This window comes from Amycolatopsis sp. cg13, assembly GCF_041346965.1.
Taxonomy (GTDB): Bacteria; Actinomycetota; Actinomycetes; order Mycobacteriales; family Pseudonocardiaceae; genus Amycolatopsis.
The window spans coordinates 9,297,895-9,310,021 of the sequence record NZ_CP166848.1 but is presented as its reverse complement, the minus strand read 5'-3'; the positions used below and the strand labels follow the sequence as shown (position 1 = coordinate 9,310,021).

Sequence of the window (12,127 nt, the reverse complement as noted above, 5' to 3'; positions counted from 1 at the left end):
CGCGCGCGGGCCTTCAGTCCCGGTCACCGAGAGAGCTCGTCCCGGGCACTGCCGGCAGCTTTTACCGTCGAAGCCATGCAAGCCACCGAAGCACCGACCCCGCTGGAAATGCGCCGCGCGCTGAGCCGGTTCGCCAGCGGCGTCACCGTGGTGACCGGCGTCGACGGCGGCGAGGCGGTGGGATTCACCTGCCAGTCCTTCGCGTCGGTGTCGCTGGAACCGCCGCTGGTGCTCTTCTGCGCCGACCGCGGCGGCCGGGCGTGGCCGCGCATCCGCGCCGCCGGGCGGTTCTGCGTCAACGTGCTGGCCGAACCGCAAGCCGATCTCTGCGCTCGCTTCGGATCCCGTCACGGACTTCGCTTCGCAGGACTGGATTGGGAGCTTTCCCGGTGGGACACACCGGAATTGCCCGATGTGCTGCTGCGCGTGCACGCTGACATCGAAACGGTGCACCACGCGGGCGACCACGACGTGGTCCTCGGCCGGGTGCTCGCGCTCGACCCCGGCGCCGACGAGCGGCCGATGATTTTCTACCGCGGCGATTTCGGCGTCGAAGGCCGTCCGGACGAGGTCCCGGGCTACCTCTGGGGCTGGAGCGACCGCTGAGCCTCTTCCTCCAGTGCCCGCACCATCGCCACCGCCGCCGGACCAGGCTGCTCCCCGGTCACCGCCCACAAGCTGCGCCGCAGGCCGCCGCACTCGTCGCGCACAGGGATCCACCGGACGTCGGCGGGCAGCGCGTCCGCCGCGAAACCGGGCACCAGCGAAATTCCCAGTCCCGCCGCGACCAGGCCTAACCGCGTCGGCCACGCGCGCACCGCGAACGCGATCATCGGCCCGGCGATTCCCGGCCACGTCCCGAATTCCGGCGAACTGCCCGCGCCGACGATCCAGTGCTGCTCGGCCAATTCGTCCGGTTCGACCCAGCTGCGCCCGGCGAACGGATGCGCTTCCGCGACCGCGACCCCGTACCCGATTCCGCCGCGCAATTCGGTGCGGCGCAAGCTGTCGAAGTCGTATTCCGGCAGATCGTCGCCGGTCACGACCACCGCGACCTCGAGCCGCCCGCGCCGCAGCGACTGCAGCTGCGCCGGAGTCGCGGACTCGGCGAGCTGCACCTCCACGCCCGGATGCGCGCGCATCAGCCGGGAAACCGCCCTGGGCAGCAAAACCGCCGACGCGGCGGGAAAGGCCCCGACGATGATCCGTCCGGCTAGCCGGTCCCGGAGCCCGGCCAGTTCTTTCCCGGCCGCGCTCACGCTTTCCAAAACCCGCCCGGCGTGCCGGATCAGCACTTCCCCTGCTGTCGTAGGACGGATTCCGCGGGCGTGCCGCTCGAACAACGCGGTTCCAGTAGCGCGTTCGCTCGCCGCGATCTGCCGCGACACCGCCGATTGCGTGTAGCCGAGCCGGTGCGCGGCAGCACTGAACGACCCGGTGCGGGCCACCTCCACCACGACCCGGAGGCCGGTGAGCGTCAGATCAGCCATTCCGCCAACCATATCCGAAACGCGCTTTCCCGGACGTCCACAGTAGACGCCACCGCAGTCCCCTCCCCTTGGCCACGGCGCAAAATACCGACCCGATCCGCGCGGGCCGAGGTTTTCGCGCCCCGAAGGACACCGAGCGTGCCCCAATTACCTCGCCGCAGGTGCCGCCGAACGCCCGAATCGCGGTTGCGGCGAACAGTCGAACTCGCCGCGAACCGCTCAGCGCGCGAAACACCGGCACGGCACCGGGCGATGTCCTTGCCAGGAGTGGCGAAAAGAATCTCGAGCGTGACCGTCGGCCGACGGTCTACTGTGGAATGCCCGCACGCACCCGCTGTTCACCGGGTGGCCGTCGCCGCTTAACCGCTGACGGTAACTTTCCGGCGGCGCGCCCGCGATGTCCATTCTGACTGCGACGGCTTGTCACCGGACGGCCGTCCGAGCCGGACTGAGGTTGCGACACATGAAAAGCGCTCGAAGTCCACGTCGGACTCCCCGGTTCCAGCTGATCGGCGGCCCGGGAAATGCGACGAGATGGCGGCTCCTCGGCACGAACAACGCGTCGCTGGGGCTGGGCACCGTCGACTACCGCAACGGAGAGGAATGCGTCGCGGCGATCCAGTGGCTGTGCGCGAACATCCCGCGCACGCGCATGGAACTGACCCACGACCACGGAATCGACTGGCGGTGGCTGCTGCGCGCGGGCAACGGCACGATCGCGTCGGCGAGCCACGCCTACGGCCGCCGGATCGAGGCACAGCACGGATACGAGCGCTTTGTCGCCGCGATCGGGGAAGCGGCGGAATTCGCGGCGGAGGGCCGGATCACCGACTGGCGCACGAAGTACCGGCTGCCGGGCTGATCGCGTTCGTCGGGCATTAACTCCCGCGCCGTCGGGTGGGAACGCGACCAACCGGGCACTGTTTGCCGAACCCCGCGAGGTTTGATCCCGGCCACGGAATCCCGTGGTCGAGACCAGACAGAAAGAGTACAAACTGATGCGTGCTCGTACTGCCCGGTTCGTGGGCGTCTCCGCCGCGGTCGCCGCGGGTGCGGCCCTGATTTTCCCGGGTACCGCCAGCGCAATCCCCGGTCCCAACGGAACCAAGGAGGTCGTCGCGGCCGTCGGCTCCGACACCATCGCGGACGTCACGTCCGCGGTGTTCGCCGCCGCGAACAGCTCGACGGCGAACACCGACCCCGACAACTACGTGAACGTGCCGCCGGTTCTCGCCCCCGGCACCTCGTTCACCGTCCCCGGCGACGCCTTCGACGGCGGCACCACCTACAACGGTTCCAACCCGCCGCCCAACGGTTCCTCCGCGGGCAAGACCGCGCTGGCCAACGCCGCCGCGGCGGGCAGCGCCTCGGTCGACCTGGCTCGCTCGTCCTCGCCGCGCTCGGCTTCCGACCCGGCGACGTTCCAGTACTACGGCTTCGCCAAGGACGGCGTGTCCTGGGCTGCCTCCTCGACCGGAGCGGGCGCCGGCGTCACCCTGACGCTCGCACAGCTCCGCGACATCTACAGCGGCGCCATCACCAACTGGAACCAGGTCGGCGGCGCCAACGCCCCGATCGACGTCTATCTCCCCCAGACCGGCTCGGGCACGCTGTCCTTCTTCACCACCACTGTGCTCGGCTTCGACCCGACCACCAAGCCGGTCGTCGTCAACCGGTTCCAGGAAAACGAAGCCAACACCATCGACGCCGGCAAGCAGTCGACGGCTATCGCGCCCTATTCCGTGGCCCAGTGGGTCGCGCAGGGCAACGGCGTCGTCAGCGACAAGCGCGCCGGCTTCTTCGAAGGCACTCTGACCGGTGCCGGTTCGGACGGCGCCCCGGTTTCGGGCACCGCTCCGAACTTCGCCCCGGCGTTCGCCGACGGCTTCACCGGCGCCCGCACCGTGTACTACGTGCTCGACACCCGCTCGAAGTCCTACGGCGCGGCGCTCAACGCGGTCGGCTTCGATTCGGACGGCCCGAGCCCGCTCTGCGCCGGCAGCCTCGCCGCCACGCTGTCGCAGTACGGCTTCAAGCCGCTGCAGGCCGACGCCACCGGCGTCACCTGCACCCTCTCCTGACGCACTGAGCATCGGCCCGGCCGGGAAGCTTTCTCCCCGGCCGGGCCGATCCCGCTTTTCCGGCCGGATCCGCGCGGAGCGGTCCTTTCCGGTGCCCGGCGGTCTCTACGATCCCGGCACCACACACCTGCCTGGTTGCTGCCAACCCGGCTCCCGACGGCGCCGTCACGGGCTACTCGGCAGCGGCTCGATCGAACTCGTCTCTTCCGACGCGCCGCCGCTGTCTTCCGATCCGTCGACGTCGCAAGCTCCAGGGGCCTCGCCAGAGACGCCGTCTCCTGGTCCGTGTCGTCGAGCGGCACCAGAGTCACTCTGGCCATCGGCCAACTGCGCGACGTCCGCAAGGGCACCGTCACCGCTTGCAGCCAGGTCGGCGGTGCCAACGCCCCTATCACCGTCTCCGTGCTTCGGCTTCGACCCAGACACCAAGCCTGTCGCCCCCCGGCTGTCCCAGGAGAACGACGCACAACCATTTCCCCGCCGACCGGCCGAACGCGATCGCGCCTTGCTCCGCGGCGCAGCGGGTCGAACAGGGCGACGAGGTGGTCTTCGAAGGAACTCTGACCGGCGTTTCCTCGGCAGCCACTCCGCGTACCACGTGGTCGACACTCGAGCGCCGTCCTGCGCCGCCCTCACCGCGGTCGGCTTCGACGACGGTTTCGAACCGCTGCCGCCCGAACGCGACCGCGTCACCTGCTCTCACGCCTGATCCATCGGGACGGATGCCGGAAATACGGGATCTCTCCGTATTTCCGGCATCCGGTTCGGCAGATCAAGCCCAACCAGGCAACAACCTCCACACCGCCGACGCCGCCAACACCGCCAGCGCCAGCAACGCCGGTGTCGTCAGCACATAGGTGGACACCGAACGCCAGCGGCGGTACAGCACCGTCGCCCCCACCGCCACCACCGCGAAGCCGCCGAACGCGAGCACCAGCCGGGCCCAGCCCCCGGTGTCCCCGGTGCGCCCGTCCTGGGCGTCCGCCCGGCCGTTCTGCGGCGTCGGGCGGAACGGCTTGCCGTCGAGGACGGCCGTCACCACCGTCGCGCTCGACGCGGAACCCGGCCACCACGAGTCCGAGGTGACGAGCGTCAGCCGGTCGTTCTCGGTGCGGCCGTAGTCGCGGTCCTCGTCCAGGTCTCGGGCCGCCGTGTCGGTCACGGTGTAGACCGATTTCCCCTGGGTGGTCGCGACCACCAGCCGGTCCCCCCGCGACAGTTCGCTGAGCCGGGAGAACGGCGCCCCGTATCCGGAGTACCGGCCGACCACCGCGGAGTTGCCCGGCTGGCCGGGGCCCGAGGTTCCCGGGACATGCCCCGGCCCGGACATCGTGTCGCCCGGTTCCACGCCTTCGAGCACCACCTGCTGCACCTGCAGTTTCGGGATCTCCAGCACCGCCACCGGCGCACCGGACTCCGGCGGTTTCGTCACCGGCGCGGCGCCGAGCAAAGTACGTGCCGCGCCCTGCGCCTGGGCCATCCGGCTCTGCAGGGCCGAGAGCGCCGCTCGCTGATCGTTGTTCGCCAGCATCGGCCCGAGTGCGTAGGCGACGATGCCGAAGCACAGCACAGTGGTGACCAACCAGCCGACGACCGCGATAACTGTCCACTTTGGATTCAAGTGCACCGGGGCACGCAGCGTCGCGGTCATGCGCGGCGTCGCAATGCGATTACCCTGCCGGCGAACTGGTTCAGCCACGGCGGCAACGGCTTGCCCGCGGTCAGGTAGCCGGTCGTCGGCGGCAGGAACACCAGCGCGACCAAAGCGAGCAACGGAATCAGCGCCCCCAGCACGCCTGCCCCCGGGAACAAGGGGATCTGCACCGCCGCGGCGACGCTGCGCCCTTCCTGCATGCTCGCTTGGGTCGGCGCTTTCATCGCCAGCGCCGCGGCTTCCGCCGCACCGGGGCCATTCGAGCCAGAGCGAGGAAGCGGACCGCCGAAGCCCCCGCCGAGCGGTGTGGCGCCGGCGGGCTGACCGGCCCCGGGGCCGCCGTCCGCCGCGCCAGGATTCCGGGCTTCCTTCTGCTCATGGCAGGAAGCCGTCGCCGTGCCGGAGCCCACCTTCGCCGATGCCGCCTGCGCCGCGGACAGCAAATCCGGCGGCAGCGGGACCATTCCGGGCCCCATGCCGCTTTGGCCCTCGTTGATCGAGGCCTTCAGGAAGGCGGCGAGCTGCGCCTGTTTCGCGGCTTCCGGCGCGCACGAAGCATCGACCAGCGGGTTGACCGGAGCGGCGACGGACTCGACGTAGGCGAGCGGATACGCCTCCGGATCGCCGTTGGCGACGAGCCGGATCGAACCGTCCTTCGTCGCTTCCGCGTGCGCGGCCGCCGCTTCCAGCGACTTCGGGGTCGGCGCGACATAGCCGCCGTGGCCGTTGGGCAGGGCGACCGGAGTCCAGCCGTTCTCCGTCGCCGTCGCCAGATCGGTGACCACCCAGTTCACGCAGCCGTTCACGCAATCCCCGCCGTTGCCCAGGGTGGCGTTGCTCACCTGCTTGCGCACGTTGATCCGGCCGGTCTTCGCGTCGACATTGTGCGCGGTGTCGTCGCCGAGGTTCAGCCCGTTGAGATCGGTGACCACGCCGACCGGTCCGTCGCTCCCCTTCAGCGGTTCGCCTTGGTGATTCACGAAGCGCGCGTATTTCCAGGCCGGGGATCCGTTCAACCGGCTGCTGAGCACCAGGGGCACCGTGCCCGGCCCGGCTTCCCCGGCCACCCCGAAGAACGCGAGGTCGGAACGCCCGGCCCGCGCGTCGGCGGCCCCGCCCACCTCGCTCGGGCCGATCGCGGCGAGCGCGCGGTTGCGGTTCACCAGCGCGGATCCGTCGACGAAGATGCCGCCCCGGCCGGTGCTGCCCGGCTGCTCGCCGCCCTTGCTCAGCAGGTTGGCCAGGTCGTCCCAGCTGAACGCGAGATGGTCCGACAGCCGCGACTTCAGCCGGGTGCCGAGGTCGTCGCGGTCGTCCGGCGTCCAGCCGATCGCGGCGAGCACGGTGGCGTTGAGCCCGACGGGAACATAGCTGCGGGCCCGGACCTGCTGTGCGGCGAGCGCACCGCCGGACCCGGTGACGACCACGTCGGTATCGCCCTTGTCGAACGACGTCAGCCCGACGTCCTCGGTTTCGTTCACGATGTTGACCGGCTGGGCCGCCTTCGTCGGTGCACACAGCATCTGGTTCCAGTCGACCGCCGTGCGTCCGAAGCGCTCCGGCATGCTCCCGGTCAGGGTGCTCGGCCCGATGCCGCCGCATCCTTGGATCTTGATCCCGGGCGCGCTGGCGCGAAAGCGGATCGAACTGTCGATCACCTTCTGCGCAGGGCTGGTGGGCGTCCACGGGATCGTGATCCTCAGCGTCAGCGTGCACGGGTGGTTCTCGTCGCAGGCGAAGGAAAACTTCTTGTTGCCAGGATTGGCCGGCCACGGGAATTGCGGGCTCTTGACGATGTCGGTGAGGCCGGGATCGTAGGGCACGGCGTGCGGCGTAGCCGCTCCGCGAGGCACATAGGTGTCGAACACGATGTTCTTAGTGGCAGCGCTCCGCCCCCGGTCCTTCGGCGGGCCGCTGAAGCTCGAGCTCGACAGCTCGTCGTTGAACTGGCCGCAATAAGCCGCGACTCGGTTCACCATCGAGTCGTCGTGGACCCAGGACCGGGTATGCGTCACCGGGTCAAGCTTGTTGATCACCAGCGAGTCAGGCAGTTGCTCCGGGCACACGTAATAGTTCGCGACAGCTCGTGTGGGCAGGCCCGAGATCGTGATCCGCAACGAATCCCCGTCCTGCGCGTTCATCGGGTCAGCACCGGTGACCTGCACTTGGTAATTCAACGGACTCGGCTGCGTCTGCGCGGACGCGGCCGGCACGACGGCGACGCCCAGCACCGCGAGCACTCCGGCGGCTAGTACGTGCGCCACGCGTCTGAAGCGGTTCATGGGTTCAACTTCTCCAGCGTCGCGCGCGGCGTCAACAAACAGGAACGGAACGCGGGCACCGGTTCACGTACGCGCCGTCGGGCCTTCGCTGTCCAGCCAACTTTCTCCGCTTCCGGCTCGTAATACTCGCTGCCGTGACCGTCTCGTCCTCCTCGTCCGGCCCCGCGCCGCCGGAGCGTCTCGTCCTCGCCGATCTGCCGTCTCGGGCCGATCGGCTCTTTCGCCGCGTCACGAGCGGGGCCGGGCTTTCGGTGCTCGCGCTCTTGATCGTGATCGGGTTCTTCCTCGTCTACCGGTCCGCGCCCACGTTCGAGGCCAGCGGTTTCGGCTTCTTCACCACGATCCAGTTCGACCCGGCTTCCGGGCATTTCGGCGTTCTCGGCCTGCTGTACGGCACGGTGGTGGTCGCGCTGATCGCGGTCGCCGTCGCGGTGCCGTTTTCGGTGCTGGCCGCGTTGTTCATCAGCGATTACGCCAGTCCGCGGATGCGCGGGTTCCTCACCGGGCTCGTCGATCTGCTCGCCGCGATCCCCAGTTTGCTCTACGGCCTCTGGGGATTCAGCTTCCTCCGTCCGTACATCACTCCGTTGTCGCAATGGATGACCGACAATCTCGGCTGGTTCCCGCTGTTCGAGACGAAACCGGGCGCGGTGCTGTTCAATTCGATGTTCGTCGCGGGGCTCGTGGTTTCGCTGATGGTCATTCCGATCACGACGTCGGTCATCCGCGAGGTTTTCACTCAGACTCCGTCCGGGGAAAAGGAAGCGGCGCTCGCTCTGGGCAGCACTCGTTGGGGCATGGTGCGCACGGTTGTGCTGCCGTTCGGCCGCGGCGGGATCGTCGGCGGCTCGATGCTCGGGCTCGGCCGTGCGCTCGGCGAGACGATCGCGGTTTCCCTTCTGCTGCCTCAGGTTCCGGAATTGACGACGCATCTGCTCGAGTTCGGCGGCGCGACTATTTCGGGCTTCGTCGCTAACAACGCGGGACAATCCGGGCCTGCGTTGAGCGGGTTGATGGCGGCCGGGCTGGTGTTGTTCGCCTTTACGCTGGCGACGAACTTCACCGCGTCGGTGATCATTTCCCGCAGCCGTTCCGGAGCGGGGGTCGACGCGTGACCGCCACCGAAATCCGTCCCGAACAAGTGCGTCCGATTCCGGTGCGCCGTCGGACGTCTGCGACCACGCCGCAGGACCGGCTCGTGGCGCTCGGCTGCGCCGTGTCAGCGACTCTGCTGACCTGGTTCGTGATGCACCAGCTGCTGGTGTCGCCGGGCTGGCTCGCCGATCTGGTCGTGGCGTATCTGCTGTACCTGGGGATGCTCTACCTCGTCACTCGCGACCGGCTCGGGCGGCTCGCGGCGGTCGACAAGCTGGTGTCCGCGGTCGTGGTGAGCGGCGCGGTCGGCCTGCTGATCCCGTTGCTGTTCCTGCTCGGCTACATCGTCCTCAAGGGCGTGCCCAGCCTCCGGCTGGCATTCTTCGGGCACGACATGTCGGCCGTCGCGCCGACTGATCCGGCGACGGCGACCGGTGGTCTGCACGCGATCGTCGGGACGCTGGAACAAACGGCGCTCGCGCTCGTGTTCGTCGTTCCGCTCGGCGTGCTCACGGCGGTGTTCCTCAACGAAACTCGGTCCCGTTTCCGCCGCCCGGTGCGGATTTTCGTGGACGCCATGAGCGGTCTGCCATCAGTGGTCGCCGGTCTTTTCGTTTACGCGGCACTGATCCTGCCGCCCGCACAACTCGGCTTCTCCGGATTCATGGCGACGCTCGCGTTGACAATGATCATGCTGCCGACCGTCACCCGCACCGTCGACGTCGTGCTTCGCCTGGTGCCAGACGGCCTGCGCGAGGCATCACTCGCCCTCGGCGCGAGCCGCGCGCGCACGGTCTGGTCAGTCGTGCTGCCGACCGCGCGCACCGGCGTGAGCACCGCGATCATTCTCGGCATCGCCCGAGTGGTCGGCGAAACCGCGCCGTTGCTGTTCACTTCCTTCGGCACGCTTTCGATGAATTTCAATCCGTTCAGCGAACCGCAGGAAAGCTTGCCCCGCTTCGTTTACCGCTACATCAAAGAACCGCTCGCCTCGGCGCAGGAACGCGGGTACATCGGCGCGCTGGTGCTGATCCTGCTGATCTTCGCGCTGTTCGCCCTGACCCGGCTGATCGGCCGCAAACGCTGGTCGGCGCGCCGCACGAAAACCAGGAGTGCCCGGTGACCGAAACCCTCGAAGTCCGCGAACCCGTCCGGGTGCTCGGCGGGCCGCCGCCGGGCGCGGCGACACTGGAGGCGCGCGGCGTGCACGCCTGGTTCGGCGACCGGCTCGTGCTGGAGGACGTCACTCTCGCGATGCCCGCCAACGAGGTGACCGCGCTGATCGGCCCGTCCGGCTGCGGGAAATCGACGTTCCTGCGCATTCTCAACCGGATGCACGAACTCGTCGGCACCGCGAGCCTGGCCGGGGAAGTCCTGCTGGACGGCGACGACATCTACGCCGAGGGCACCCGCGCGCAGCATGCCCGGCTGCGGATCGGCATGGTGTTCCAGAAACCCAATCCGTTCCCGGCAATGTCCATCCGGGACAACGTGCTCGCCGGGCTCAAGCTCGCCGGCGTCAAATGCGCGGACAAGGACGGGCTGGTCGAGCAGAGCCTGGAGCGGGCCGGGCTGTGGCGGGAGGTCCGCGACCGGCTGAACTCCCCCGGCGGCGCGCTGTCCGGCGGGCAGCAACAGCGGCTGTGCATCGCGCGGTCGCTCGCGGTGCAGCCGAATGTGCTGCTGATGGACGAGCCCTGCTCGGCGCTCGACCCGACTTCTACGCGGCGGATCGAGCAGACGATCGTGGAGATCTCCGACGAGGTGACCGTCGTGATCGTGACGCACAATATGCAGCAGGCGCAACGGGTTTCGCATCATTGTGCGTTTTTCCTCGCCGGGGAGAACGAGCCTGGCCGAGTGGTCGAGCACGGGTCTACTGAGCAGATCTTCGAGAGCCCGGAAGACAGCCGTACGCACGACTATGTCCACGGCCGTTTCGGCTGAACTGGGGAGTTTGTGATGCATCGCAAAAGATGGGCCGGGCTTGGCTGCGCGGGGGCGTTGCTGGCCGGACAGGTTTTGCTCGCTCCGGCCGCGGAGGCGTTCAGCCAGGTCAACGGGTCGGGATCGACGTACGTCGGGCTCGCGATGAGCGACTGGCAGAATGGTGCCAATTCGCGCGGTATTCCGGTCAATTACAGCGCACTCGGTTCTCCGGCCGGGGTTAATCAATACGGCGATCACACCGTCGACTTCGCTGGCACAGAGGCGGAGGTCAGCTCTCTGGAGGCGGCCGGGGGCGGCGGGGCCACCGCGAAACAGCGCGGATACCAGTATGTTCCGGACGTCGCTGGAGCCGTCGCGGTGATGTACAACGTCACTGATGCCGGTGGACGCCGCGTCGACACCCTGCATCTGACCCGGGATGTGGTGGCACGGATCTTCGCGCGCCAGATCACTCGCTGGAGCGATCCGGCAATCAGCGCCACCAATGGCGGGTTTGCCCTGCCGGATCAGCCGATCACGTTGGTCGGCCGCAGTGGGCAATCCGGTACGACGGCGCTGTTCTACGACTTCGTGGCGCACGTCGCGCCGGGACCGTACGGGGACTTCGTCGGCCGTAATGTCGACAAGGGGATCGGGCCGCTGCCGTCCGGGGTGCGGCCGATCCAGCTGCCGACCCGGGGGCCGGACGCGGACTTCTACCGGCTGTTCGCCGACTCCGACCAGATCGCCCAGACGCTGGCCAACGGCAGCGTCCCGTTTTCCATCGGGTACGACGAATTCGGTTACGCGAAGAAGTACAACGCACCGACCGCGTGGGTGGAGAATCAAGCCGGGAAGTACACACTGCCGTACGCGGCCAATATCGCGGCGGCATTGACCAAGGCGAATCTACGCCCGGACCTCAGCCAGGAACTGTCCGGCGTCTACGCCAATCCGGATCCGTCTACCTATCCCATTTCGGCGTATTCCTATTTGATGACGCCGTGCGGGTCAGGCCGGGACACCTGCAAGGGCGGATACCCGGACGGCGCCAAGGCGGACACGATGACCGCGTTCATCGAGCACGTCGCCTGCGACGGGCAGATCAACATGGCGCGGATCGGGTATTCGCCGCTGCCGCCCAACCTGTCGCAGGAGATGATGAACGCCAACGCCCGGCTGACCGCACGTCCGCCCAAGCAGCTCAATGCCGGGAACTGCGCCAACCCGACGTTCCAAGGCAGCCTTGGGGCGGGGGCTACCGCACCGCAAGATCCGTTTGCCGGAATGGGCGGCGTGGACGCGTTGACGCACGGCGGCAATGGCAGCGGACCCAAGGCTGGGGCGAAAGAAGGACCGAAGTCGTCTGCCAGCGCCCAAGCCTCGGCTGGGCCGGGGGCGTCCTCGGCTTCCGGGCCGGATGCTTCGGAGGCCAACGGCGGGTCGAAGGATTGGCGCAATGCCGAGCCCGCCGCTTATCAGGGCGGCGGATCCGGCGGATTCGGAGAGTGGGCGGCGCTGGTGTTGTTCGCCGCGATTTGCGTGCCATTGGTGGTGCGCGGAATCATTCGACGCTTGCGGCGGACGAACTAACGC

Annotated in this window: 10 protein-coding genes; 7 read left to right on the top strand and 3 right to left on the bottom strand. The window is 68.5% G+C overall.

Translation table 11 applies throughout. The features are described 5' to 3' along the window. Positions 1–75: 75 nt before the first annotated feature. The gene (locus tag AB5I40_RS43550) at positions 76–606 is read left to right on the top strand and encodes a flavin reductase family protein (protein WP_370936025.1); all 531 of its coding nucleotides are present in this window, start codon (positions 76–78) and stop codon (positions 604–606) included. Here AB5I40_RS43550 and AB5I40_RS43545 read toward each other — a convergent pair. Continuing rightward, positions 579–1,490 carry a LysR family transcriptional regulator gene (locus AB5I40_RS43545; protein WP_370936024.1) on the bottom strand — a complete coding sequence of 304 codons (912 nt, stop codon included), beginning with the start codon at positions 1,488–1,490 and terminating at the stop codon, positions 579–581. The two genes, AB5I40_RS43550 and AB5I40_RS43545, sit on opposite strands and share 28 nt — an antisense overlap. Positions 1,491–1,953: 463 nt before the next feature. Here AB5I40_RS43545 and AB5I40_RS43540 point away from each other — a divergent pair, with 463 nt between their 5' ends. Beyond that, positions 1,954–2,352, top strand: a complete 399-nt coding sequence (locus AB5I40_RS43540; RefSeq protein ID WP_344285132.1) for a DUF1508 domain-containing protein — start codon at positions 1,954–1,956, stop codon at positions 2,350–2,352. Between the two features lie 136 nt (positions 2,353–2,488). After that, positions 2,489–3,571, top strand: coding sequence for a substrate-binding domain-containing protein (locus tag AB5I40_RS43535; protein ID WP_370936023.1), 1,083 nt, complete (start codon positions 2,489–2,491; stop codon positions 3,569–3,571). A 772-nt stretch (positions 3,572–4,343) separates the two neighbouring features. Here the strand turns inward: AB5I40_RS43535 and AB5I40_RS43530 are convergent. Continuing rightward, positions 4,344–5,222, bottom strand: coding sequence for a sortase (locus AB5I40_RS43530; RefSeq protein WP_370936022.1), 879 nt, complete (start codon positions 5,220–5,222; stop codon positions 4,344–4,346). Beyond that, positions 5,219–7,507 carry a hypothetical protein gene (locus tag AB5I40_RS43525; RefSeq protein ID WP_370936021.1) on the bottom strand — a complete coding sequence of 763 codons (2,289 nt, stop codon included), beginning with the start codon at positions 7,505–7,507 and terminating at the stop codon, positions 5,219–5,221. The genes AB5I40_RS43530 and AB5I40_RS43525 overlap by 4 nt, the downstream gene beginning before the upstream one ends. Before the next feature lie 134 nt (positions 7,508–7,641). On the opposite strand from AB5I40_RS43525, the gene pstC reads away from it, so the two are divergent. From pstC to AB5I40_RS43505, 4 genes are read left to right on the top strand one after another with little or no spacing between them, the layout of a single operon-like run. Beyond that, the gene (gene pstC, locus AB5I40_RS43520; RefSeq protein WP_370936020.1) at positions 7,642–8,622 is read left to right on the top strand and encodes a phosphate ABC transporter permease subunit PstC; all 981 of its coding nucleotides are present in this window, start codon (positions 7,642–7,644) and stop codon (positions 8,620–8,622) included. After that, the gene (pstA, locus tag AB5I40_RS43515; protein WP_370936019.1) at positions 8,619–9,725 is read left to right on the top strand and encodes a phosphate ABC transporter permease PstA; all 1,107 of its coding nucleotides are present in this window, start codon (positions 8,619–8,621) and stop codon (positions 9,723–9,725) included. Before pstC ends, pstA begins: the two co-directional genes overlap by 4 nt. A 32-nt stretch (positions 9,726–9,757) precedes the next feature. Next, the gene (locus tag AB5I40_RS43510; protein ID WP_370940722.1) at positions 9,758–10,549 is read left to right on the top strand and encodes a phosphate ABC transporter ATP-binding protein; all 792 of its coding nucleotides are present in this window, start codon (positions 9,758–9,760) and stop codon (positions 10,547–10,549) included. Between the two features lie 15 nt (positions 10,550–10,564). Beyond that, entirely contained in the window at positions 10,565–12,124 is a 1,560-nt protein-coding gene (locus tag AB5I40_RS43505) for a substrate-binding domain-containing protein (protein ID WP_370936018.1), read from the top strand. Positions 12,125–12,127 lie beyond the last annotated feature (3 nt).

What these genes read in the sequence shown, in the direction of transcription:
- AB5I40_RS43550 (WP_370936025.1), top strand. Translation starts at nt 76, where the DNA reads ATGCAAGCCACCGAAGCACCGACCCCGCTGGAAATGCGCCGCGCGCTG.
- AB5I40_RS43545 (WP_370936024.1), bottom strand. Translation starts at nt 1,490, where the DNA reads ATGGCTGATCTGACGCTCACCGGCCTCCGGGTCGTGGTGGAGGTGGCC.
- AB5I40_RS43540 (WP_344285132.1), top strand. Translation starts at nt 1,954, where the DNA reads ATGAAAAGCGCTCGAAGTCCACGTCGGACTCCCCGGTTCCAGCTGATC.
- AB5I40_RS43535 (WP_370936023.1), top strand. Translation starts at nt 2,489, where the DNA reads ATGCGTGCTCGTACTGCCCGGTTCGTGGGCGTCTCCGCCGCGGTCGCC.
- AB5I40_RS43530 (WP_370936022.1), bottom strand. Translation starts at nt 5,222, where the DNA reads ATGACCGCGACGCTGCGTGCCCCGGTGCACTTGAATCCAAAGTGGACA.
- AB5I40_RS43525 (WP_370936021.1), bottom strand. Translation starts at nt 7,507, where the DNA reads ATGAACCGCTTCAGACGCGTGGCGCACGTACTAGCCGCCGGAGTGCTC.
- AB5I40_RS43505 (WP_370936018.1), top strand. Translation starts at nt 10,565, where the DNA reads ATGCATCGCAAAAGATGGGCCGGGCTTGGCTGCGCGGGGGCGTTGCTG.